Below are 21,888 nucleotides of genomic sequence, written 5' to 3'. Positions count from 1 at the left end.
TTCCCCGCGCTTGATCTCAAGTGCACTCGAGACTCTACAGTCACCGGCATGCACGGATCCACGACTCGCGCCGGCTCCTGGTCGGAACTTCTCGGCCGCGAATACCTCGGTACAGCATCGGTTCTCGCCGGCGGGGTTGCCCTCTACGCCACCAACGTGTACCTCACCACGAGCCTGCTGCCGACCGCGGTCGAGGAGATCGGCGGCCACGCCTACTACGCGTGGACGGCGACGGTGTTCCTCATCGCGTCGGTGATCTCCTCGACGGCCGTGGCCCGCCTCCTCGCCGCCCGCGGACCCCGGGGCGCCTACCTCGTGGCGCTCGGGACCTTCGCGGCCGGCACCCTCGTGTGTGCGCTCGTCCCGTCCATGGAGACGCTGCTGGCGGGCCGGGCGGTCCAGGGACTCGGCGGCGGCCTGCTCGCCGGGCTCGGCTACGCCGTTCTGAACAGTGCACTGCCCGAACGCCTCTGGAGCCGCGGCGCGGCGCTCGTATCGGCGATGTGGGGCGTGGGGACCTTTGCGGGACCCGCCGTCGGCGGCGTGTTCGCCCAGTTCCACGCCTGGCGATGGGCGTTCGGCGCGCTAGTGGTCTGCACGCTCGCGGTCGCCGCCGCGGTGCCCTTCACCCTGCCGGCGCACGCCCGCGGATCGCGGGAGGCCGGCAGGATTCCGCTCGGTTCGCTCGCCCTGCTCACCGCCGCGGCCCTGGCGGTCAGCGTGGCCGCCGTCGTGACCGGCAGTGCGCCCACGATCGCCCTCATCGCGGTCGCGTCCGCTGCAGTGGTCGCGTTCGTCGCCGTCGACCGCCGCAGCCCGCACGGCATCCTGCCCGCGGCGACGTTCACCACCGCCCGGCTGCGCTGGGTGTACCTGACGATCGCAGTGCTGGCGGTCGCCTCGACCGCCGAGACGTTCGTCCCGTTGTTCGGGCAGCGCCTCGCCGGCCTCGCGCCGCTGGCCGCCGGCTTCCTCGGCGCCGCGCTCGCGGTGGGGTGGACGCTCGGCGAGATCCCGAGCGCCTCGGCGTCCGCGCCACGGACCGTGCACCGCATCGTGGTGAGCGCTCCGGTGCTCGTCGGCCTCGGTCTCGCGCTCATGGCGACCGTCGTGCGTGACGAGGCCGGACCGGCTGCGGTCGCGGCGTGGGTCACGGGACTGGTCGTCGCGGGCGCGGGCATCGGCATCGCGTGGCCGCACCTCGCGGTCGGCGCGATGAACGCCGTCGCCGACCCGCGCGAAAGCGGCAGGGCGTCCGCCGCGATCAACACCGTCCAGTTGATCGCGAACGCGTTCGGCGCAGCACTGGCCGGGGTCCTCGTCAACGCGGGACAACCGTCCGACGTGCGCTCGGCGCGGCTCCTGCTGTTCGGGTTCGCGGCCGTGGCGGTGCTCGGCGTGCTCGCCGCGCGCCGCGCGGTTCCGGCCCGCGCGCACCGGCTCCGGTCGGTCCCGGCGGACTCCTCCGCAGCGGAACCCGAACGAATCTGACGCCGCCGCGCGTGTCGTCGCCGTCCGGCGCATCGCCTTCCGTAACATCGCCGGGATCCGGCGAGGAGGAGATGCGCGTGCGAATCCCGGGGAGGTGCGCGGCGGCGATCGCAGCGGGCGTGCTCGCGGCAGGGGCGCCGAGCGCCCACGCGGCGCCACCCGAGGCGGGCGCGCTGCCGGCGCTGACCGTGACGCCGCTGATGGAGGGGCTGAGCAAGCCCTGGGACGTCGTCGCCGCGCCGGACGGGACGATCCTCACCGGAGAACGCAGGGGCCGCTTCGTGGCCCGTGGCCCGGACGGTGACGTCCGCGACGTGCGCGCCGACCTGTCCGACCTGTACGCCGAGGGCGAGACCGGTCTGATGGGACTGGCGCTGGCGCCCGATTTCGGGACGAGCCGGACCCTCTACAGCTGCCAGGGTCATCGCGGCCCGGACGGCACCGACATCCGCGTGCAGTCGTGGACGGTCGATGCCGGATGGACGGAATTGACCCGTGGTGCCACCGTGCTCGCCGGCATTCCGGCCGGGCAGGGCGGCCGTCACGGCGGCTGCCGGCTGCTCGCCCACCCCGACGGATCGCTGTACGTCGGCACGGGCGACACCGCCGACCCCCAGGTTCCTCAGGACCGGAACAGCCTGGGCGGCAAGGTGCTCCACATCGATCCCGACGGCACTCCCGCGGCGGGCACCCCCGATCCGAACAGCCCGGTGTTCACTCTCGGCCACCGCAACGTGCAGGGACTGGCGCAGCGTCCCGGCACCGGCGAACTCTATGCGGTCGAGCAGGGCACCGGCCGCGACGACGAGGTGAATCTGCTGCTGCCGGGTGGCAACTACGGCTACCGGCCCGACCGCTTCCCGTTCGTCTACGACGAGTCGGTGCCCATGACCGACCCGGCCCGCGTTCCGGGGGCGATCGGGGCCGTGTGGAGTTCCGGCGCCCCCACCCTCGCGACTCCCGGCGGCACGTTCGTCGCCGGTGCCGGCTGGAACGGGTGGGACGGCGCACTGGTGATCACGAGCCAACAGCAGGAGAAGCTGCTGTTCCTCGAACTCACCGCCGACGGCCGCGCGGTGGACGAGACCGCGACCGCGCTCGAGGGCCGATTCGGCCGGCTGCGGTCGGTGACCGCGCGGCCCGACGGGGCACTGCTCGTCACGACGGACAACGGAAGCGGCGACCGCGTCCTGCTGGTGGAACCTGCCGCCGACTGAGAGGGCGAGACGATGTGCTCACCGACGGTGCTCGACCGGGTGTATCGCGAGATCCAGGACAGCCGAAGCCGATTCGGCCGCCGGTCCTTCCTCGCCGCAGTGGGCGTGACCGCCGCGGGCCTCGCCGCGACGCCCGCCGCACGGGCCGGCGGGAACACCACCCCCGTGCGGGCCGACGCGGTGATCGACCTGACCCACACGCTGACCCCGCAGTTCCCGGTCTGGCCCGGCAACGAGCAGTTCACGATGCGTCCCGTCGCAACGCTCGACACCGGGCGGTTCGCCGTCAACGAGATGTCGCTGTGGGAGCACACCGGCACCCATCTCGATGCCCCGGCCCACATCGTGCGCGGCGGCGCCACCGTCGAGGCGCTGCCGGTGCGCGACTTCGTGGCCCCGCTCGCCGTCGTCGACATCGCCGGCAAGGCCGCGCAGGACGACGACTCCGTGGTCACCGTCGCCGACGTGGCGGCCTGGGAACAGCAGCACGGCCCGATCCCGCCGGGCGCGTTCGTCGCGATGCACTCGGGCTGGGAGGCCCGCCTCGCCGACCCCGCCCGCTTCGTCAACGCCGACGCGCTGCGCATCCCGCACGCGCCGGGATTCGACCGCGACGCCGTGCGGATGCTCGTGCACGAACGGAACGTCGTGGGGCTCGGCGTCGACACCCTCAGCCTCGACCGGGCGAGCAGCAGCGACTTCGGCGCCCACGTGGAGCTGCTCGGCGCGGGCCGCTACGGCATCGAGGCGATGGCGAACCTCGCGGCCGTGCCGCCGCGCGGCGCGACCGTCGTCGTCGGCGCGCCCAAGCACGTCGGCGGCACCGGCGGACCGTGCCGGGTGCTGGCACTGGTCTGATCCGCGCACCCGGCCCGGCGGGTCAGCCGAGGCGACCGGCGTCCGTGCCCGGACCGTCGAGCATCGCCGACCCCAGCAGGTGCTCCGGCACGCCGAGACCCTCGACGAGCGTCGTCACGTGCGGGCGCAGGGTCCGGCAGCGTTCGTTGATGCCGCGTGACACGGCCTTCGCCCGCTCCACCGACAGCTGCCGGTGCTCCATGTACCAGGCCTTGTCCTCGTCGATGACACTCAGCGCGTACAGGTCGCACAGGTCCGACAGCAGCTCGCGGCCCGCCTCGTCGGGACACGAGTCGATGCCCGCGACGAACGCCTCGAGCACGACCCGGTCGATGTGGGCCTGCGCGGCGTGCAGCACGTGGTCCTGCACGAAGTTGAACGCGTCGAACATGTTCTCCTCGCGCTTCGACGCGGCCTGCAGCCGCCGCGCCGCCGTCGAGAGCAGGTACTGCTCCCGGGACTCGAACATCGCCATCTGCGTGCCCCGGTCGAAGAGGCTGCCGTCCTCCTCGTTGTCCTTCCGGGTGTCGACGAGGGTCTGGAGGATCTGCTGCGCGGCGGTGCGCTTCTTGACGATGTCCGACACCGTGACGGCGGCGAACTTCATCCACTCCACCGGGCTCATCCCGCGGACCTCGTCCGCGTAGGCGGTGAGCAGTTCCTTGGCGACGAGCTGGGTCAGCACGTGGTTGTCGCCCTCGAAGGTGGTGAACACGTCGGTGTCCGCCTTCAACGCCGTCAGCCGGTTCTCGGCCATGTATCCGGCGCCGCCGCAGGCCTCGCGGCACTCCTGGATGGCGCGCGTCGCGTGGGCGGTGTTGGCGACCTTCAGTCCGGCGGCGCGGCTCTCGAGCTCACGCTGCTCCTGGGGGTCGACGTCGTCGACGGGCGTGGTCTGGATCCGGTCCATGGTCGAGACCAGCTCGTTCTGCGCGAAGGTCAGCGCGTACGACCTCGCGATGAGCGGCAGCAGGCGGCGCTGATGCACCAGGTAGTCCATCAGCAGCACCTCGTTCTCGTCGCCCGGGGCGCTGAATTGGCGGCGCTGCAACGCGTACCGCGTCGCGATCGACAGCGCGACGCGGGCCGCGGCACCCGCCGAGCCGCCGACGGTGACCCGGCCCCGCACGAGCGTGCCCACCATGGTGAAGAAGCGGCGGTTCGGGTTCTCGATCGCCGAGACGTAGGTCCCGTCGGGCTCGACGTCGGCGTACCGGTTGAGCAGGTTCTCCCGCGGGATCCGCACGTGGTCGAACATGATCCGCCCGTTGTCCACGCCCGGCAGGCCGCCCTTGTGGCCGCAGTCGGAGGTGGTGACGCCGGGCAGGTCGTCGCCGTTCTCGTCGCGGATCGGCACGACGAAGCAGTGCACGCCCTGGGACTTGCCCCCGGTGATCAGTTGCGCGAACACCGCGGCGACCGTCGCGTGCTGCGCCGCGCCGCCGATGTAGTCCTTGCGTGAGGACGGGGTGGGGGAGTGGATCACGAACTCCTCGGTGCCCGGGTCGTACGACGCCGTCGTCTCGAGCGACTGGACGTCGGAGCCGTGACCGGTCTCGGTCATCGCGAAGCAGCCGAGCAGATCGAGGTCGATGAGCGGGCCGAGGTAGCGCTCGTGGTGACGGGTCGTGCCGAGATTCTCGATCGCGCCGCCGAACAGGCCCCACTGCACCCCGGCCTTGACCATCAGCGACAGGTCCGACATGGCGAGCATCTCGATCGACGCCACCGCACCACCGGCGTCGCCGCCCCCGCCCACCGCCTTGGAGAAGCCCGCCCGGGCATAGCCGGATTCGGCGAGCATCCGCATCTGCTTCAGCGTGATCGCCCGGGCCGCGTCCAGGTCCGGCGTGTAGTGCGGGGCGAACTCGGGCCGGTCCAGATCCGCGCGGGCCCGCTCGCGCGCCTGCCGCCACGCGCCGTCCAGGGTGATGCGGATGTGCTCAGCTGTGGTCGTCATGGACTCGACACTAGGACGATTCGGGCCCCTCGTGTGGGTATGTGAGAACGCCGGTATCGGCTGCAGGATGCGCCCAGTCCGTCGGGACGTCCGCGCCGCCTTCCGGACTGACCCGTGTCCCGACGCGGGCCAGCAGGGGGGTCGGAGCGATCGGTCCCGCGAAGAGGGCCTGGCCCAGCCCGAACGTCGTGGCGCGGTGCAGCATCGCCGGCGGGACGTGCGAGAACAGGTGTGCGAGCTCCTCGATCGGTGCTGCCGTTCATGCGCATCAGCAACAGGTTGTCGCACTGGGACACGACGTTCGGATGCACCTTCCCGGGGCGCTGCGTGGCGACGAACAGGTGCAGCCCGAACTTGCGGCCCTCGCCGGCGATGAGCACTCCCAGATCCGCGGTGCTCGACGACAACGGGTCCGCCGTGGCCGACGGCAGGATGTTGTGCGCCTCGTCCACCACCAGGAGCATCGGCAGGCGGCGCCGCCGCAGCATCCACAGCCGGCCCAGCAGGCCGAGCGCCACCGCGGCCCGCTCGCCGGGGGAGTTCAGGCTGCCGAGATCGATCACGAAGCACCGGCCCGCCGTCATGTCGAGTTCGGCGGCCGAGCGTTCGTCCCCCCGGCGCCACAGCTCCCACGCCGCGATCCCCAGGTTGTCGATGCGGGTCGCGAGACGCGCGGTCGCGGGGTCGGCCGCCGCCGCGGACCGCACGTCCGCGACCGAGTAGGGGACGGCGAGGGAGGCGGTGACGCGGCGCAACGCCGAGTACTCGTCGAGGTCGTGCACCGGGTCCAGGCGCAGCAGCAGCGCCTGCGCGACGAGGGGAAGGTCGCTGAGATCCAGGCACAGCAGGTGGTCGGAGTCGGCGCCGCGGGCCCGTACCACCCGCACTCCGGTCGCGGCCTCGCGATGCCGGCGCGCGGCGGGGGAGTCGTCCCCCGGATCCCGCAGCCGGCCGAGCTGCACGTGGTCGGAGTTGGGGTCGAGCACCACGATCGGCAGGGTCGTCGCGACGAGCAGCCGTTCGAGGACCGCGCCGGTCGTGTACGTCTTGCCGGAGCCGGACTGGCCGCACATGAAGGTGTGCCGGGCGAAGCCCGCCGGGTGCAGCCGCGCCGGCACCGCCGGGGCGTGCAGCATGGTGCCCACGTCGAGGGTGCCGGCGAGCGCGGCGGCGATCGTCGCGGTCTCGGCCTCGGTGGCCGGACGCACATGCCGCTCGGGAAACGGCTCCGTCTCCGGCGTGGCGACGAACCGGCCGTCGCCGAACACCCCCAGGACGGTCGCGGAACCCGCCAGCGTCCGCACCATCGCCCGGCCCCGCACCGATCGCACCGGCAGACCCGGTTCGTCGACGGTGACGTCGACGTCGGCGCCCTCGCGTTCGACGATGCGCACGCTGCGGACCTGCACGGCGAGGCGGCGCCCGTCGTCGAGTTCGACGACCGCGAACCCGCCGACGTCGACACCGACGTCCACCGGTCCGGTGAGAAGTACCTCACGGCCGTCGGCGGACAACGCGGCGGTGACCACCCGGAAACGGTCCGCGAGGGCGATCCGGACGTCGTCGAACGAGACCATGGTCACATTCCTACCGGAACGACCGCCGTTGCAGGGTCCACGCCTTTTGGCAAATCCCGCGAAACTGGGACACTGGAGGTCGTGACTGCGACCCCCGATGCATCTCGCGCCCGCGACTCCGTATCCACCGCACTGTTCGACCGGGCGTCGAAGGTGATTCCCGGGGGTGTGAACTCTCCGGTCCGCGCATTCGGATCGGTCGGCGGTACCCCGCGCTTCGTCGCGTCCGCCTCGGGCTACACGCTGACCGACGTGGACGGCAATTCCTATGTCGACCTGGTGTGTTCGTGGGGGCCGATGATCCTCGGCCACGCGCACCCGGCGGTCGTCGACGCGGTGTGCAGCGCCGCCTCGACGGGCCTGTCGTTCGGCGCGCCGACGGCCGGTGAGGTGGAACTCGCCGAGGAGATCGTGGCGCGCATCGAGCCCGTCGAGCAGGTCCGGCTCGTCAACTCGGGCACCGAGGCGACGATGAGCGCGGTGCGGCTGGCACGCGGATTCACCGGCCGAACCAAGATCGTCAAGTTTGCGGGCTGTTATCACGGTCACGTCGACGCCCTGCTCGCCGACGCCGGCTCCGGCGTCGCCACCTTCGGGCTGCCGACGTCGCCGGGTGTGACCGGTGCGCAGGCCGAGGACACCATCGTCGTGCCGTACAACGACCTCGAGGCGGTGCGCGCGGCGTTCGCGGCCAACCCGGGGAAGATCGCCGCGGTGATCACCGAGGCCGCCGCCGGCAACATGGGCACCGTCCCGCCGCTGCCGGGCTTCAACGCCGGCCTGCGCGAGCTGACCCGCGAGCACGGCGCGCTGCTGATCATGGACGAGGTGATGACCGGGTTCCGGGCGGGACCGGCCGGCTGGTACGGCATCGACGGTGTCGCCGGCGACCTCATGACGTTCGGCAAGGTGATGAGCGGCGGCCTGCCCGCGGCCGCGTTCGGCGGCCGCGCCGACGTCATGGCCCACCTCGCGCCGGCGGGGCCCGTCTACCAGGCCGGCACCCTGTCGGGTAATCCGGTCGCCGTCGCCGCCGGGCTGGCCAGCCTGCGCGCCGCCGACAGCGCCGCCTACGCCGCGCTCGACCGGAACGCCACCACCCTCGGACGGATGATCGGCGAGGCACTCACGGCCGAGGGCGTCGCGCACCGGGTCCAGTTCGCCGGCACGATGCTCAGCGTCTTCTTCACCGAGGATCCGGTGACCGACTACGCGCAGGCCAAGGCCGCGCAGACGTGGCGGTTCCCGGCGTTCTTCCACGCCCTGCTCGACCACGGCGTCTACGCCCCGCCCAGCGCGTTCGAGACGTGGTTCGTCTCCTCCGTGCTCGACGACGACGCGTTCTCCCGCATCGCCGACGCGCTGCCGCACGCAGCGAAGGCCGCGGCGGCCGCCACGGCCTGAGCGGGCCCTCCCACGCCACCACACCCGACGCACACCCGAGGAATTCCCACGTGACCGAACCTGCCCCGTCCGAGTCCCGCACCATCGTGCACGTGCTCCGGCACGGCGAGGTGCACAACCCCAGCGGCATCCTCTACGGCCGTCTGCCCGGCTTCCGGCTGTCCGTGACCGGGGAGGCACAGGCCCGGTCGGTGGCCTCGGCGCTCGCCGACCACGACGTCGCGCACATCGTCGCCTCTCCGCTCGAGCGGGCCCAGCAGACCGCCCAGCCGATCGCGGACAAGCACGGCCTGCCGGTGGCGACGGACGACAACCTCATCGAGGCGGGCAACCAGTTCGAGGGCCTGCGGGTCGCCGTCGGCGACGGGGCGTTGAGCCGGCCGCGGCACTGGTGGAAGCTGCGCGACCCCTTCACCCCGTCGTGGGGAGAGCCCTACCTGCAGATCGCGCACCGCATGCTCGCCGCCGTCAACGCCGCCCGCATCGCCGCGGTCGGCCGGGAGGCGGTGTGCGTCAGCCACCAGCTGCCGGTGTGGACGCTGCGCCGCTTCCTCGAGGGCGAGCGGCTGTGGCACAACCCGCAGCACCGTCAGTGCAGCCTCGCATCGATGACCTCGCTGGTGTACCAGGGCGACACCCTCGTCGACATCGTCTACTCCGAACCGGCCGGGGCTTCGGACCCGACCGTCCACGGCGCATGAGGCGCCGGGCCACGCGACGGGCGGCGCTGGCGGCGGCGCTGGCCTGCGGCCTCACTCTCACGTCGTGCGCCACCGGTGACGACGCCGTCGCCACCGGCGGCACCTTCGACTTCGTCTCGCCCGGGGGCCAGACCCGGATCTTCTACGACCCGCCCACGGACCGCGGCACCCTCGGTGCACTGTCGGGTGAGGACCTGATGAACGAGGGGCAGACCCTCTCGCTCGACGACTACGCCGGCCAGGTGGTGGTGCTCAACGTGTGGGGCCAGTGGTGCGCCCCGTGCCGCAGCGAGGCCGACGACCTCGAGCAGGTCTACGAGGCCACCAAGGATCAGGGCGTGCAGTTCCTCGGCATCAACGTCCGCGACAACCAGCGCGACAAGGCCCAGGATTTCGTCGTCGACAACCGGGTGGGCTACCCGTCGATCTACGACCCGTCGATGCGCTCGCTGCTCGCCCTGGGGGCGAACTACCCGACCTCGGTCGTACCGACCACGGTCGTCCTCGACCGTGACCACCGCGTCGCCGCCGTGTTCCTGACCGAACTGCTCGCGAGCGATCTGCAGCCGGTCGTCGAGCGCGTGGCCGCGGAAAGTCCGTCCGAGCAGTGACATGGGTGGTGCAGTGACATGGGTGGTGCAGTGGCATGGGTGGTGCAGTGGTGAGCAGTGATCCGCTGGTGAGCGAGGCCGTCCTCGCCGCGGGCATCGGGGACACCTTCCAGTCGGTCGCCTCGTCCGGCCCGCTGCTGCTGGCCCTCGGGGCGTGCCTGCTGGCCGGACTCGTGTCCTTCGCATCGCCCTGCGTGGTGCCGCTCGTGCCCGGTTACCTGTCCTATCTGGCCGGTGTCGTGGGTGCCGAGGCCCCCGCGGTGACCGCCGCCGAGGCGCGCGGGCGCACCACCACCGTCCGCGACGACGGGCGCCTGCGCGTCGCCGGGGCCGCCGCGCTGTTCGTCGCCGGATTCACGGTCGTGTTCGTCCTCGCCACCGCGTCGGTGTTCGGCGCGATCTCCGTGCTCTCCGTCAACCGCGAGGTGCTGATGCGGATCGGCGGGGTGGTCACCATCGTGATGGGCCTGGTGTTCGTCGGGCTGATCCCGGCGTTGCAGCGCGACACCCGCCCCGAACCCCGGCGCATCTCCGGACTGGCAGGCGCGCCGCTGCTCGGCGGCGTCTTCGCCCTCGGGTGGACGCCGTGCCTCGGTCCCACGCTCGCCGGGGTGATCTCCCTGGCCGCGGGGACCGAGGGCACCACCGCCGCGCGGGGCGTCGCGTTGATCGTGGCGTACTGCCTCGGCCTCGGGCTGCCCTTCGTCGTTCTCGCGCTGGGCTCGGCGCGGGCCCTGCGCGGGGTGGGCTGGCTGCGTGCCCACGCCCGCACCGTCCAACTCGTCGGCGGCTTCATGCTCGTGGCCGTCGGAATCGCCCTCGTCACCGGCGCCTGGGACGTGTTCGTCTCCTGGATCCGGGACGCCTTTATTTCCGAGGTCACGATGCCAATATGACGGCCACCGACACCCCCACCGCCCCACCGTCGCCGACCCCGCCGCCGCGGCAGGGCCCGGCCGGTCGCACCGCGGCGTTCGTCCGCAACACCTGGCGCGGCCTGACGTCGATGCGCACCGCGCTGGTGCTGCTGTTCCTGCTCGCGCTGGCCGCGATCCCCGGCGCGCTGCTGCCGCAGCGCAGCCTCAATTCCGGCAAGGTCGACGAGTACATCGCCGCGCGCCCGACCCTCGGGCCGCTCCTGGACCGGCTCGAGTTGTTCGACGTGTTCGGCAGCTTCTGGTTCACCGCGATCTACGTGCTGCTGTTCGTCTCCCTGATCGGCTGCATCCTGCCGCGCTGCACGGAGTACTACCGGGCGCTGCGCACCCGGCCCGTGCCGGCGCCGCGCAACCTGTCGCGGCTGCCGCACCACCTCGAGACCACGGTCGACGCCTCGCCCGAGGAGGTGCTCGCCCGGGTGCGCGGTCAGCTGCGGGGCTGGCGCATCGCCGAGCGCGGCGTGGAGACGACCGCGGGGCGCGGCGCGCGCGACGGCGAGCTCACGCTCTCCGCGGAGAAGGGGTACCTGCGCGAGGCCGGCAACCTGCTGTTCCACCTCGCGCTGGTGGGTCTGCTCGCCGCGGTCGCGGTGGGCAAGCTGTTCGGCTACGAGGGCCAGCGCATCCTGGTCGCCAACGGTGAGGAGTTCTGCACGAGCTCGCCGGCGGCGTTCGACTCGTTCCGCGCGGGCAACACCCTCGACGGCACGGGCCTGACTCCGATGTGCATCCGCGTGAAGGACTTCTCCGCGGACTATCTCGACAACGGGCAGGCCGAGATGTTCACCTCGAACATCGACTACCAGGCGGGGGCCGACCTGGCGACGAACACCTGGCGCGACGCGCAGCTGCGGGTCAACCACCCGCTGCGGGTCGGTAGCGACCGCGTCTACCTGCAGGGCCACGGCTTCGCGCCGTCCTTCACGGTGACGTGGCCCGACGGCGAGACCCGCACCGAGACGCTGCAGTGGCGGCCCGACGACGCGACCACCTTCCTCAGCAGCGGCGCGATGCGGTTCGACCCGCCGGGCGGGATGTACCCGGATCCCGACGAGCGGCGGCGCAACCAGATCGCGATAGAGGGCCTGTTCGCGCCCACCGCGGTGTTCCACGGCAACCTGTTGTCCTCCGGTTACCCGGCGCTGACCGATCCCGCCGTCGCGATCGACATCTACAAGGGAGACACGGGTCTCGACACCGGCACCCCGCAGTCGCTGTTCTCCCTCAACGGTGAGCTGATCAACCAGGGCCGGCTGGTCAAGCAGGACCGGGTGAACCTGTTCGCGGGGGAGAGCGTGACGCTCCCCGACGGGACACAGATCCGCTTCGACGGCGCGACCGATTTCGTGAACCTGCAGGTCTCGCACGACCCGGCGCAGACCTGGGTGCTGGTTTCGGCGATCACGATGATGGTGGGGCTACTGGTGTCGTTGCTGATCAAGCGCCGCCGGATCTGGGTGCGGGCCTACCCGGCCGGTACAGTGGCCGACGGGGAACGACGTACCGTAGTAGAACTCGGTGGTCTCGCCCGGACCGACCAGGCCGGATGGGGTGACGAGTTCGAGCGTCTGACCGGCCGATTGCTCGGCGACGACACGACCGCACGTGCGAAGGCAGCACAGGAGAAGAAGGCATGACCCTCAACGAGACCCTCGCGCAGTACAGCGACTGGGCATTCGAATCGGCGTTCGCGGTGCTGGTGCTCGCGCTGGTGTTGCTGATCGCCGAGTACGCCTCGCACCGGGCCGATCTCGTCGCCGAGCGTGAGCGCACGCTCGTCGCCGTCGGCGCGGCCGGCGAGCCGCCCTCGGCGCCGGACGGTCCGGGCCGGGTGGAGGAGCCGCGGGGCCGGACGCTGTCCGAGCGTCTCGGCAACATGGGGCGCGCGCTCGTCGTCGTGGTGGCCGCCCTGCAGGTCACGTCGATCGTGCTGCGCGGGCTGTCCACCGAGCGCTTCCCGCTCGGCAACATGTACGAGTTCGTGTCGATGGCGTGCGCCGCGGCGGTGCTGTTCGGCCTGGTGGTGCTGCGCCGGCCGGCCTACCGGATCATGTGGGTCTACCTTCTCGTGCCGGTGCTGATCCTGATGTTCCTCGCGGCGACCGTGCTGTACGCCGACGCCGCGCCCGTCGTGCCCGCCCTGCAGTCGTTCTGGCTGCCCATCCATGTGACCATCATCAGCGTCGGCAGCGGCATCTTCCTGGTCTCCGGCGTCGCCAGCCTGCTGTTCCTGCTGCGCATCCGGTTCCCGAAGGGCGAGGAGGGTCGCGGCGTGTTCGGCCGGATCGCCGAGCGCCTGCCGGACGCGCAGACCCTGGACCGTCTCGCGTACCGCACCACCATCATCGGGTTCCCGCTGTTCGGTGCCGGCATCATCCTCGGCGCGATCTGGGCCGAGGCCGCCTGGGGCCGGTTCTGGGGCTGGGATCCCAAGGAGACCGTCTCGTTCATCACCTGGGTGATGTACGCGGCGTACCTGCACGCCCGCGCGACGTCGGGCTGGCGCAACACGCGCGCGGCCTGGATCAACGTCGCCGGCTTCGTCGCCATGCTGTTCAACCTCTTCATCATCAACATGGTCGTCTCCGGTCTGCACTCGTACGCCGGCCTGACCTGATCTGTTATCGTCCGCGTCGGCCGGGCCGTGGGGGACCGGGGACGGGGGACGACGTGGTGCCGGAGGACGGCGAGCGGACGGGGACGGCGCAGCCGTCGGCGCGGGATCTGGACGCATCGCTTCTCGTGAGCCGGGTGCAGCCGGCGCCCGCGCGGGGGTGGCGCCGGGCCGTGTACCGCGGCACCGGCGGGCGCATCGATCCCGGCGACAGCCGGCGGGGCCGGCAGCGCCGCGAACTGGTCGAGCAGGTGCGCGGACCGCTGCACGGCTGCTACCGGATCGCGCTGCTGAGCCTGAAGGGTGGGGTCGGCAAGACCACCACCACGGTCACGCTCGGGTCGACGTTCGCGTCGTTGCGGGGCGACCGGGTGGTTGCGGTGGACGCCAACCCCGACCGGGGGACACTGAGCCAGAAGGTCGCCGACCGAGCGTCCGGCACGGTGCGCACGCTGCTGCGCGACGAGGCGCACATCCACCGTTACGGCGACGTCCGGGCCCACACCTCACAGAACCGGCATCGCCTCGAGGTGCTGGCCTCGGACAGCGACCCGGCCGTCTCGGAGGCGTTCAGCGCGCGGGACTACGAGCGGGCACTGGCACTCCTCGAACGGTTCCACAACATCGTGCTCACCGACTGCGGCACGGGACTGATGCACTCGGCGATGCGCGCGATTCTCGAGAACGCGGACACGCTGGTGGTCGTCAGCTCCGGATCGGTGGACGGCGCGCGGAGCGCCTCGGCGACGCTGGACTGGCTCGACGCCCACGGTTACCGGGACCTGGTGGCCCGCTCGGTGGCGGTGGTCAACGCCGTGCGGCCCCGGTCCGGCAAGGTGGACGTGGAGCGGCTGGTCGAGCACTTCGCGCGGCGCTGCCGCGCCGTCCACGTGCTGCCGTTCGATCCGCACCTCGAGGAGGGTGCGGAGGTGGACCTGGCCCGGCTGCAGCCACGCACCCGGCGAGCCCTGCTGGAACTCGCGGCGGGGGTCGCCGCGGACTTCCCGCGTCGCGGTCACCGGGGCGAGCGCAGCGACGGGACAGGTCACCGGGGCGAGCGCAGCGACGGGACAGGTCACCGGGGCGAGCGCAGCGACGGGACAGGCCACCGGGGCGAGCGCAGCGGCGGGACAGGTCACTCGGCCGGAGATCAGTCTCCGGGGTCCTGATCGGGTCCGGGGGTGCCGTCGGCGGACCTGCGCCGGAACTCCCGGTCGACCTTCCACAGGAAGTCCGGGTCGTCGTCGGGTCCGATCACGCGGGTCGGCCGGGAGCGAAGGTCGGGACCGAACGCCTTCCACAGCAGCACCGCAATCGTGAGGGCACCGACTATGGCCAACAGGTAGAGCACCACGCACCTCCTCGCCGCGAGCAGTCCGCCGGCGTTTCCGCAGCCGGCCGGGCCTGCTCCTTCAGTCTATTCGTAGTGGCGGGAGTGCAGATGTGGCCTGGGTCCCCGACGAGGCCTCCGTCTCCTCGGATCAGCGGGTGGCTTCGGTGGTGAGGGAGCGCAGCAGCGCGAGTACCTCGGACTCCCGGAAGCGGCGGTGACCGCCGGGGGTGCGCAGCGAGCCGAGCCGGCCGGCGTGGGCCCAGCGGGTGACCGTCTTCGGGTCCACGTGGAACAGGGCCGCGACCTGGCCGGGGGTCAGCAGCGATTCCTTCGCGCCGTTGAATGCGGGTGCGCTCATCGATGGTCCTTCCGGGTGTTTCGTCTCGTTCGGATCGACGTGGCCATGTTGACACCGAATACCCCGGTTGCTCGAACGGTCTACGGTTGGTAAAGCGGAAGTAATAGACAAAACGGACGGTCGACCAGCAGGGTGCCCGCGCGCGGCGGTTACCCTGGACGGGTGAGTGAAGCATCGCAGAACCGTCCTGACCAGCCCGGCAACACCGGCACCGGCAAGGGCACCCTGGCCCGGGACGTCGCCCTCTACTCGCTGGCCCGGCTGGCTCTCGTCCTCGTGCTCGCTGTGGTGATCCTCTACGTGCCCCGCCTGTTCGGAGTGGAGATCCCCCTGCTGGTCGCCGCGCTCTTCGCGGTGCTGATCGCGCTGCCGCTCTCGCTCGTCGTGTTCGCGCCGCTGCGCCGCCGGGTGAACGAGAGTATCGCGTCCGTCGACGCGCGCCGCCGCGCCGACCGGGCCGACCTGCAGGCCCGCCTGCGCGGCGAGGATCGTAGGTGAGCGACGGCGTCGTCGATCGCAGCGCGTCGCGGGACTGGGTGGACCGTGCCGTCCAGCTGATCGAGGCCGACGCCCAGCGCAGCGCCGACACGCACCTGCTGCGCTATCCGCTGCCTCCCGGGTGGGGTGTCCAGCTGTACCTGAAGGACGAGTCCACGCACATCACCGGCAGCCTGAAGCACCGGCTCGCGCGGTCGCTGTTCCTCTATGCCATTTGCAACGGCTGGGTGCGCGAGGACACCCCGATCGTCGAGGCGTCGTCCGGTTCGACCGCCGTCAGCGAGGCATACTTCGCGAAGCTGCTCGGCCTCGACTTCGTCGCGGTGATGCCGCGCAACACCAGCCCCGCCAAGGTTGCGCTCATCGAGGCGCAGGGCGGGCGGTGCCACTACATCGACCGGCCGCCGGAGATCTACGCCGAGGCACGCCGGCTCGCCGTCGAGCTGGGCGGTCACTTCATGGACCAGTTCACCCACGCCGAGCGGGCCACCGACTGGCGCGGCAACAACAACATCGCCGAATCGATCTTCACCCAGTTGCAGCTCGAGGAGCATCCGATCCCGGAGTGGATCGTCGTCGGCGCGGGCACCGGCGGCACCAGCGCGACCGTCGGGCGGTACATCCGGTACCGCCGCCACCGCACCCGGCTGGCCGTCGTCGACCCCGAGAACTCCGCGTTCTACGGCGGGTACGAGACGGGCTCGGTGGACTACACCACCGGCATGCCGTCGCGGATCGAGGGCATCGGCAGGCCCCGGGTGGAGCCGTCGTTCGTCGGCCAGGTGGTGGACCGGATGATCCGGGTGCCCGATGCCGCGTCGATCGCCGCCATGCGGCACGCGAGCGAGAGCCTGGGCCGCCGCGTCGGGGGCTCGACCGGGACCAACCTGTGGGGTGCGTTCGGCCTGATCGCCGAGATGATCGCCGACGGCCGGCGCGGCAGCGTCGTCACCCTCCTGTGCGACGGCGGGGAACGCTACGCGGGCACCTACTTCGACGACGGCTGGGTGGCCGGTGAGGGCATGGATCTGGCCGGCCCGACCGCGACGCTCGAGAAGTTCGCGGACACCGGCAGGTGGGAGGCCTGAGCCGTCGCGGCCCGGCCGCACCCGACCCTACGAGGCCGTAGCCTACGGTGTCGTAGGTTGAGTATCGTGGGGGCATGGAACGCCCCGTCGTGGCCCTGGACAACTACGAAGCCGTCTACGACTTCTACCTCGAGCACCGGCAGAGCCGGCCCGTCGCCCGGGCGGCCTACGCCCTGCTCGCCGCCCGGTACCGCCCCCGGGTGCGCTGCGACGACGGGGTCCGCGATCGCCTCCGCGAACTCATCCGGGCTCGCACGCCCCTCCTGATCGTCGCCAACCACCTCACCCACAGCGATCAGTACGTCCTCGCGGCGACGGCGTGGCGTTCCCCGCTGCGCCCGGTGATCGGCAGCACGCGGGTGCTGGCGAAGGACGAGCTGTTCGCCGACGAGTCGCAGCGCCGCAAGATCGACATGATGGGCGGGATCCCGGTCTTCCGGGCCAAGAACCACGGCCTGCGGGCGGTCTCCGACGCCGGGCGCCGGATGATGGACGTCTCCGCCGCGCGGCTGCATCACGGCGACAGCGTCGCGATCTTCCCCGAGGGCACCTGCAACGAGGGGGACCCGACCCGGTTGCAGCCGCTCGGGACCGGCATCGGGCACATCGTCCGCCGCTCGCGCGATCTGGGGGCGCGGCCCGCGCTGGTGTGCGTCGGCATCGGCTACGGGCCCGGCAAGGACCCGTCACGCCCGGCGAGCGTGTTCCTCACCGAGCCGGTCACCGACCTCGACGGCAAGGTCCGCGACGTCACGCGCCTGGTGCAGGACGAGCTGCAGCGTGCGGTGGACGGCGCCGTCGCGCGGTACTGAACCGGTCGCGCCCCGCCCCGGCGCGTCAACTTTTCTTGACGTCCGCCCGCTTGTCAACGTAAATTGACGGTATGACCGAGGCCACCACACTCGCCGCCGCCGCCGGAAGCCCCGACCCCGCAGAGGGATTGCGGGCCGTGCGGGCCCTGCGACGGTTGCTCGAACGACTCGAGGCGATCCAGGTCGACAACGCCCGCCGGCAGGGCTGGTCGTGGCAGGCGATCGCCGATGCGCTCGAGGTGAGCAGGCAGGCCGTCCACCAGAAGTACAACCGGAAGCGTGGGTGATCCGCCGTGTTCGAACGATTCACCGCCGGCGCACGAGCCGCCGTCGTCACCGCGCAGGCGGAGGCCGGGGAGCTGAACGCTCCCCGCATCGAGCCGGCCCACCTGCTGCTCGGCCTCCTCGTCACCGCAGACGTGACGCTGCGGCACCTGCTCGCCGACGTCGGCCTCACGGCCGAGACCGTGCGCAGCGAACTCGCCCGGGACACCGGGGTGCTCGGCGACGAGGACGCCGCCGCGCTCGGGGCCATCGGCATCGACCTCGATTCCGTCCGGGCCCGGCTCGAGGAGACCTTCGGGGAGGGCGTCCTCGACCGCGGACTCGGCCGGAACCGGCGGGGGCCGTTCGCCGGCCACCTCCCGTTCGATCCTGCCGCGAAGAAGTCCCTGCAGCTCGCCCTGCGGGAAGCCCTCGCGCGCCGCGACCGCGTCATCGGCTGCGAGCACCTCCTGCTCGGGATACTGCGCTCCGACGACGACCGCGCCTGCACGCTCGTCGAGTCCCACGTGTCCCGCAGGGCGCTCCGCGACCGCCTGCGCGACTACCCGGGTCGCGCCGCCTGACCGACCGGTTCCCGACCGCGCGCCGGGGCCGGAATGTGCGACAGTGGCGGCATGATCAACTTCCTGGTCCGGCTGGTCCTCAACGCCGTCGCCATCTGGCTGGCGGCCCAGTGGGTCTCCGGCATCGACTTCACCGGCTCCGGCACCGGCGCCGCCAACGAGATCATCTCCCTGCTGGTGATCGCCCTCGTCTTCACCGTCGTCAACGCCTTCGTCAAGCCGCTCGTGCAGCTGCTGTCGCTGCCGCTGCTGATCCTGACGCTGGGGCTGTTCACCCTCGTCGTGAACGCCCTGATGCTCCTGCTCACCGCGTGGCTGAGCGAGTTCACCGACTACGGCCTGACCGTCGAGGGCTTCTGGACCGCGTTCTGGGGCGCGCTGATCATCTCGATCGTCAACTGGGTGCTCGGCGTGCTGGTGCCCGACCGGGACTGAAGTTCCGGGCGCGGGACGCCTCAGGCCAGGAACAGGGCGGCTGCGGTCGCAACGGCCCACACCAGCATCGCCAGGCCCGAATCCCGCAGCGCGGGGATCAGGCTCAACCCCAGGCTGCCGGACCGCACGGGTGCGTGGGCGCGCACCGCGAACGGCAGCGCCAGCAGGCCCGCCAGCGCCCACGGCGTGCGCGCCACCAGTGCCAGCGACGCCGCGAACGGCACGGCCAGCAGCATCAGATGCAGCGTCCGGGTCCGCGGGTCGCCCAGCCGCACCGCGAGCGTGCGCTTGCCCGAGACGGTGTCGGTGGGGATGTCGCGCAGGTTGTTCGCCACCAGCACCGCGCTCGAGAACGAGCCCACCGCCACCGCACACGCCAGCCCGACCCAGTCGGCCCGGCCGGCCTGCACGAACTGCGTGCCCAGCACGGCGACGAGCCCGAAGAACACGAACACGGCGATCTCGCCGAACCCGCTGTAGCCATAGGGGTTGCGGCCACCCGTGTAGTACCAGGCGCCGGCGATGCACACCGCGCCCACCAGGAGCAGCCACCACGCGCTCGTGATCGCCAGGGCGATCCCGGCCACCGCGCCCACTCCGAAACACGCGAACGCGGCCCGCTTGACCGACGCCGGCGACGCCGCCCCGGATCCCACCAGCCGCAGCGGCCCGACGCGGTCGTCGTCGGTCCCGCGGATGCCGTCGGAGTAGTCGTTGGCGAGGTTGACCCCGATGATCAGCGCCAGGGCGACCACCAACGCCAGGAGAGCCTTCCCCCACACCACGCCGTCGAGCGCGGCCGCCGCCCCCGTGCCGGCGACGACGGGCGCGATCGCGTTGGGAAGGGTGCGCGGACGGGCGCCTTCGAGCCATTGACCAGCGGTTGCCATGCGTCGATCCTGCCATCGAGCGAATGTGCCATGCCGTCGGCCCGAGGAGATGAGCGATACATTCGCTCGCCCGAACCCGGTCGGCCTACGAGAACCGGGCGACCAGTGCCCGCCGGTCCACCTTGCCGGGGCCGCGTAACGGCAGGGCCGGCACGACGTGCAGCGCCCGCGGCGCCGCCGTGACGTCCAGCGTCGCGCTGGTCCAGGCTCGCAGGTCGTCGAGGGTGGGGGAAGCGCCGCCCTCCGGGACGACGACGGCCGCCACCCGTTGACCGAGCCGGGGGTCGGGCAGCCCGATCACGGCGCATTCGCGTACCGCGGGGTGCTCGAGCAGGACGGCCTCGACGACCTGCGGCACGACGGTGAGGCCGCCCGTGGAGATGGCCTCGTCCAGGCGCCCCAGGATGCGGAGGACGCCGTCGGCGAGTTCGCCCGCGTCGTCGGTGCGGAACCAGCCGGGTTCGGCGAACGCCGGATGATCGGGCAGACCGCGATAGCCGCGCGCGAGTGTGGCCCCGCCGAGCCACACCCGCGACTGCGCGTCGACCCGGACCGTGGTCCCGGCCAGTGGGACCCCGTCGTACACGCACCCGCCGCACGTCTCGCTCATCCCGTAGGTGCGGACGACGGTGATCCCGGCGTCCTGCGCACGGCGCAGGATCGGGGCGGGCGTGGCGGCCCCGCCCAGCAGGACCGCGTCCAGGTCGGCGAGGGCCGCGACGGCACCCGGGTGGTCCAGGGCCTTGATCAGCTGCGTGGGCACCAGCGACGTGTAGCGCCGCCCACCGGGCATGGCGGCGACCGCCGCCGGCAGCCGATCCGGATCGAAGCCGCCGGCGACGTCGATCACGACGGGCCCGGCTCCCGCGAGCAGGCCCCGCAGCAGCACCTGCATCCCGGCGATGTGGTGGGCCGGCAGCGCCAGCAGCCACGAGCCGGGTCCGCCGAGGCGCTCGTGGGTGGCGTCACCGCTGGCCCGCAGCGCCCCGGCGGTCAGCTGGGCGCCCTTCGGGGTGCCCGTGGTGCCCGAGGTGGCGACGACCAGGCCGATGCCGTCGTTGACGGGTTCGCCCGGGCGCAGCGCTTCGGTCAGTCTCCGGATTTCCCGGTCGTCGGCGACCGGCACGGGGAGCAGGGCCGGTCCGTCGCCGTCGAGCATGCGCCGTAGTGCGGGCAGCACTTCCCGCACGGCGTCGCCGGGGGGGACGGGCAGCACCTCGAGATTCATGTGGCGGGGCCGGTGAGCGGCCACCCTCCGGTCTCGAGGTGCCGGCGCACCCGATCGATGTCCTGTTCGAGCGGCATCTCGTTGGTGATCTTCGTGATCAGCACGGCGATGTCCGTCTTCGAGATGGGCAGGTCCCCGTCGTCGACGAGGGTGTGCGCCACCTGGTCGACCTCGTCCTCCGACAACCGCCGGCTGAGCAGCGCGAACAGGGGCACGTAGTCCTGTTCCGGCACGCCCTCCGGGTAGCCGGCCCGCAGCCACTCGATGATCGAGGTGAGGAACGGCGGAAGCGTCACGGGGGCACCTCCTCAGTCCGTCCCGTCGTCGCCGGTCACCACGGTCCCGTCCTCGGCGACCACCGGCCAGCCTCCCGCGGCGAGGCGCCCGGCGACCCGTTCGAGGTCCTCCTCCGCCGGTTCCTCGTTCAGCACCCCGGCGATGATCTGCTCGAGCGTGTCGTAGTCGACACAGCGCTCCGGGTGCTCGTGCGCCGTGGCGATCGACATCTCGCACACCTCGGCGATCTCCTCGTCCGTCAGGCGCCGCCGCAGCACGGCAAGCAGCGCGAAGTGATCCTTGGCCGGGATGCCTTCCGGATAACCGGCGCGCAGCCAGTCGAGGACCGAACGGAGCGAGTACTTGGGCAATGCGGTTCTTTCGTGGGTCGGACGGCGGGACAGCGGTGGCTCAGAAGACGTCGATGCCGAAGGTGCTCGACAGGAAGTCCGAAGCCAGCAACAGTATCCCCGCGACGATTGCGATCAGCACGACGGCGAAGCAGACGACGGCGCCGGCGATGCCGAGCGGGTTCGGCCGGGCCTGCTCTCCGGCGCGCCCCGCGACGAGCGATCGCATGCCGAGCGCGAAGACGGCCGGCAGGCCCGCTCCGAAGAAGAGGCCGACGAGGACGACCTGCCACAGCGAGCTCAGGGTGTTCGTCAACAGGTTCACGGGCGTCCCTCCGTGGGAGTGGTCGGTGCGGCCGGCACGTCCTCGGGGGCCGGCGCCGGGGCCGGGATCGGGGCCG

The 21,888-nt window shown here is 72.0% G+C and carries 25 protein-coding genes; 16 read left to right on the top strand and 9 right to left on the bottom strand.

Going from position 1 to position 21,888, the window contains the following annotated elements; genetic code table 11:
* Positions 1 to 48 precede the first annotated feature (48 nt).
* The 3 genes from G6039_RS14300 to G6039_RS14290 all read left to right on the top strand — a co-directional run bounded on the left by G6039_RS14300 (position 49) and on the right by G6039_RS14290 (position 3,566).
* Entirely contained in the window at positions 49 to 1,491 is a 1,443-nt protein-coding gene (locus G6039_RS14300) for an MFS transporter (RefSeq protein ID WP_029545133.1), read from the top strand.
* Between the two features lie 71 nt (positions 1,492 to 1,562).
* Positions 1,563 to 2,708: a PQQ-dependent sugar dehydrogenase gene (locus tag G6039_RS14295; protein ID WP_029545131.1), complete on the top strand. Its 1,146-nt coding sequence runs from the start codon at positions 1,563 to 1,565 to the stop codon at positions 2,706 to 2,708.
* 12 nt (positions 2,709 to 2,720) lie between these two features.
* Positions 2,721 to 3,566: a cyclase family protein gene (locus tag G6039_RS14290; RefSeq protein ID WP_006935936.1), complete on the top strand. Its 846-nt coding sequence runs from the start codon at positions 2,721 to 2,723 to the stop codon at positions 3,564 to 3,566.
* Positions 3,567 to 3,588: 22 nt separating this feature from the next.
* On the opposite strand, the gene G6039_RS14285 is transcribed toward G6039_RS14290, so the two are convergent.
* Together G6039_RS14285 and G6039_RS14280 are read right to left on the bottom strand one after the other, a co-directional pair.
* Entirely contained in the window at positions 3,589 to 5,526 is a 1,938-nt protein-coding gene (locus G6039_RS14285) for an acyl-CoA dehydrogenase family protein (RefSeq protein ID WP_006935934.1), read from the bottom strand.
* Complete coding sequence (locus G6039_RS14280) at positions 5,523 to 7,103, bottom strand: ATP-binding protein (protein ID WP_232334193.1); 1,581 nt, start codon at positions 7,101 to 7,103, stop codon at positions 5,523 to 5,525. Before G6039_RS14280 ends, G6039_RS14285 begins: the two co-directional genes overlap by 4 nt.
* An 81-nt stretch (positions 7,104 to 7,184) precedes the next feature.
* On the opposite strand from G6039_RS14280, the gene hemL reads away from it, so the two are divergent.
* Genes hemL through G6039_RS14245 form a run of 7 tightly spaced genes read left to right on the top strand, consistent with a single transcriptional unit; the run spans position 7,185 to position 14,540 of the window.
* Positions 7,185 to 8,507, top strand: a complete 1,323-nt coding sequence (gene hemL / locus G6039_RS14275; RefSeq protein WP_043803237.1) for a glutamate-1-semialdehyde 2,1-aminomutase — start codon at positions 7,185 to 7,187, stop codon at positions 8,505 to 8,507.
* Between the two features lie 50 nt (positions 8,508 to 8,557).
* Entirely contained in the window at positions 8,558 to 9,208 is a 651-nt protein-coding gene (locus G6039_RS14270; RefSeq protein ID WP_043803234.1) for a histidine phosphatase family protein, read from the top strand.
* Positions 9,205 to 9,819: a TlpA disulfide reductase family protein gene (locus G6039_RS14265; RefSeq protein WP_043803231.1), complete on the top strand. Its 615-nt coding sequence runs from the start codon at positions 9,205 to 9,207 to the stop codon at positions 9,817 to 9,819. Before G6039_RS14270 ends, G6039_RS14265 begins: the two co-directional genes overlap by 4 nt.
* A 35-nt stretch (positions 9,820 to 9,854) precedes the next feature.
* Positions 9,855 to 10,715: a cytochrome c biogenesis CcdA family protein gene (locus tag G6039_RS14260; protein ID WP_006935923.1), complete on the top strand. Its 861-nt coding sequence runs from the start codon at positions 9,855 to 9,857 to the stop codon at positions 10,713 to 10,715.
* On the top strand, positions 10,712 to 12,394 hold the full coding sequence (gene resB / locus G6039_RS14255; protein WP_006935921.1) for a cytochrome c biogenesis protein ResB: 1,683 nt from the start codon (positions 10,712 to 10,714) through the stop codon (positions 12,392 to 12,394). Before G6039_RS14260 ends, resB begins: the two co-directional genes overlap by 4 nt.
* Positions 12,391 to 13,374 (top strand): c-type cytochrome biogenesis protein CcsB, encoded by a 984-nt coding sequence (ccsB, locus tag G6039_RS14250; RefSeq protein ID WP_029545125.1) that lies wholly within the window; start codon positions 12,391 to 12,393, stop codon positions 13,372 to 13,374. Before resB ends, ccsB begins: the two co-directional genes overlap by 4 nt.
* Positions 13,375 to 13,427: 53 nt before the next feature.
* A complete protein-coding gene (locus G6039_RS14245; RefSeq protein ID WP_029545123.1) occupies positions 13,428 to 14,540 on the top strand; it encodes a MinD/ParA family ATP-binding protein in 1,113 nt (370 codons plus the stop codon).
* Here G6039_RS14245 and G6039_RS14240 read toward each other — a convergent pair.
* A complete protein-coding gene (locus G6039_RS14240; protein WP_029545121.1) occupies positions 14,522 to 14,722 on the bottom strand; it encodes a hypothetical protein in 201 nt (66 codons plus the stop codon). The genes G6039_RS14245 and G6039_RS14240 overlap by 19 nt on opposite strands.
* A gap of 130 nt (positions 14,723 to 14,852) precedes the next feature.
* A complete protein-coding gene (locus G6039_RS14235; RefSeq protein ID WP_006935908.1) occupies positions 14,853 to 15,062 on the bottom strand; it encodes a BldC family transcriptional regulator in 210 nt (69 codons plus the stop codon).
* Between the two features lie 162 nt (positions 15,063 to 15,224).
* Here G6039_RS14235 and G6039_RS14230 point away from each other — a divergent pair, with 162 nt between their 5' ends.
* The 6 genes from G6039_RS14230 (at position 15,225) to G6039_RS14205 (ending at position 18,743) form a co-directional block, all read left to right on the top strand.
* Positions 15,225 to 15,560, top strand: a complete 336-nt coding sequence (locus tag G6039_RS14230) for a DUF4229 domain-containing protein (RefSeq protein WP_006935907.1) — start codon at positions 15,225 to 15,227, stop codon at positions 15,558 to 15,560.
* Complete coding sequence (cds1, locus tag G6039_RS14225) at positions 15,557 to 16,648, top strand: L-cysteine desulfhydrase Cds1 (RefSeq protein ID WP_006935906.1); 1,092 nt, start codon at positions 15,557 to 15,559, stop codon at positions 16,646 to 16,648. Before G6039_RS14230 ends, cds1 begins: the two co-directional genes overlap by 4 nt.
* A 74-nt stretch (positions 16,649 to 16,722) precedes the next feature.
* Entirely contained in the window at positions 16,723 to 17,460 is a 738-nt protein-coding gene (locus tag G6039_RS14220) for a lysophospholipid acyltransferase family protein (protein ID WP_029545118.1), read from the top strand.
* Between the two features lie 71 nt (positions 17,461 to 17,531).
* Positions 17,532 to 17,747, top strand: a complete 216-nt coding sequence (locus G6039_RS14215) for a hypothetical protein (protein ID WP_003937583.1) — start codon at positions 17,532 to 17,534, stop codon at positions 17,745 to 17,747.
* A gap of 6 nt (positions 17,748 to 17,753) precedes the next feature.
* The gene (locus G6039_RS14210; RefSeq protein ID WP_029545116.1) at positions 17,754 to 18,308 is read left to right on the top strand and encodes a Clp protease N-terminal domain-containing protein; all 555 of its coding nucleotides are present in this window, start codon (positions 17,754 to 17,756) and stop codon (positions 18,306 to 18,308) included.
* A gap of 51 nt (positions 18,309 to 18,359) precedes the next feature.
* Positions 18,360 to 18,743, top strand: coding sequence for a phage holin family protein (locus tag G6039_RS14205; RefSeq protein ID WP_006935897.1), 384 nt, complete (start codon positions 18,360 to 18,362; stop codon positions 18,741 to 18,743).
* A gap of 20 nt (positions 18,744 to 18,763) precedes the next feature.
* Here G6039_RS14205 and G6039_RS14200 read toward each other — a convergent pair whose 3' ends face one another.
* From G6039_RS14200 to G6039_RS14180, 5 genes are all read right to left on the bottom strand, one after another.
* Positions 18,764 to 19,633: a 1,4-dihydroxy-2-naphthoate polyprenyltransferase gene (locus G6039_RS14200; protein WP_029545112.1), complete on the bottom strand. Its 870-nt coding sequence runs from the start codon at positions 19,631 to 19,633 to the stop codon at positions 18,764 to 18,766.
* 85 nt (positions 19,634 to 19,718) lie between these two features.
* Positions 19,719 to 20,861, bottom strand: a complete 1,143-nt coding sequence (menE, locus tag G6039_RS14195) for an o-succinylbenzoate--CoA ligase (RefSeq protein WP_043803369.1) — start codon at positions 20,859 to 20,861, stop codon at positions 19,719 to 19,721.
* Positions 20,858 to 21,157: a DUF3349 domain-containing protein gene (locus tag G6039_RS14190; RefSeq protein WP_006935891.1), complete on the bottom strand. Its 300-nt coding sequence runs from the start codon at positions 21,155 to 21,157 to the stop codon at positions 20,858 to 20,860. Before G6039_RS14190 ends, menE begins: the two co-directional genes overlap by 4 nt.
* A gap of 12 nt (positions 21,158 to 21,169) precedes the next feature.
* The gene (locus G6039_RS14185; RefSeq protein WP_006935887.1) at positions 21,170 to 21,508 is read right to left on the bottom strand and encodes a DUF3349 domain-containing protein; all 339 of its coding nucleotides are present in this window, start codon (positions 21,506 to 21,508) and stop codon (positions 21,170 to 21,172) included.
* Positions 21,509 to 21,548: 40 nt separating this feature from the next.
* The gene (locus tag G6039_RS14180) at positions 21,549 to 21,812 is read right to left on the bottom strand and encodes a hypothetical protein (RefSeq protein WP_006935886.1); all 264 of its coding nucleotides are present in this window, start codon (positions 21,810 to 21,812) and stop codon (positions 21,549 to 21,551) included.
* Positions 21,813 to 21,888: the final 76 nt, after the last annotated feature.

Source organism: Rhodococcus aetherivorans (genome assembly GCF_011058165.1).
Lineage (GTDB): Bacteria > Actinomycetota > Actinomycetes > Mycobacteriales > Mycobacteriaceae > Rhodococcus > Rhodococcus aetherivorans.
Note: the sequence above shows the minus strand (reverse complement) of the source record. Positions and strands in the feature narration are given on the sequence as shown.

Bases quoted from the DNA above. Each gene is read 5' to 3' on its own strand.
- G6039_RS14300 (WP_029545133.1), top strand. From the start codon at position 49: ATGCACGGATCCACGACTCGCGCCGGCTCCTGGTCGGAACTTCTCGGC.
- G6039_RS14295 (WP_029545131.1), top strand. From the start codon at position 1,563: ATGCGCGTGCGAATCCCGGGGAGGTGCGCGGCGGCGATCGCAGCGGGC.
- G6039_RS14290 (WP_006935936.1), top strand. From the start codon at position 2,721: ATGTGCTCACCGACGGTGCTCGACCGGGTGTATCGCGAGATCCAGGAC.
- G6039_RS14285 (WP_006935934.1), bottom strand. From the start codon at position 5,526: ATGACGACCACAGCTGAGCACATCCGCATCACCCTGGACGGCGCGTGG.
- G6039_RS14280 (WP_232334193.1), bottom strand. From the start codon at position 7,103: ATGGTCTCGTTCGACGACGTCCGGATCGCCCTCGCGGACCGTTTCCGG.
- G6039_RS14265 (WP_043803231.1), top strand. From the start codon at position 9,205: ATGAGGCGCCGGGCCACGCGACGGGCGGCGCTGGCGGCGGCGCTGGCC.
- G6039_RS14260 (WP_006935923.1), top strand. From the start codon at position 9,855: ATGGGTGGTGCAGTGGTGAGCAGTGATCCGCTGGTGAGCGAGGCCGTC.
- resB (WP_006935921.1), top strand. From the start codon at position 10,712: ATGACGGCCACCGACACCCCCACCGCCCCACCGTCGCCGACCCCGCCG.
- ccsB (WP_029545125.1), top strand. From the start codon at position 12,391: ATGACCCTCAACGAGACCCTCGCGCAGTACAGCGACTGGGCATTCGAA.
- G6039_RS14235 (WP_006935908.1), bottom strand. From the start codon at position 15,062: ATGAGCGCACCCGCATTCAACGGCGCGAAGGAATCGCTGCTGACCCCC.
- G6039_RS14220 (WP_029545118.1), top strand. From the start codon at position 16,723: ATGGAACGCCCCGTCGTGGCCCTGGACAACTACGAAGCCGTCTACGAC.
- G6039_RS14215 (WP_003937583.1), top strand. From the start codon at position 17,532: ATGACCGAGGCCACCACACTCGCCGCCGCCGCCGGAAGCCCCGACCCC.
- G6039_RS14205 (WP_006935897.1), top strand. From the start codon at position 18,360: ATGATCAACTTCCTGGTCCGGCTGGTCCTCAACGCCGTCGCCATCTGG.
- G6039_RS14200 (WP_029545112.1), bottom strand. From the start codon at position 19,633: ATGGCAACCGCTGGTCAATGGCTCGAAGGCGCCCGTCCGCGCACCCTT.
- menE (WP_043803369.1), bottom strand. From the start codon at position 20,861: ATGAATCTCGAGGTGCTGCCCGTCCCCCCCGGCGACGCCGTGCGGGAA.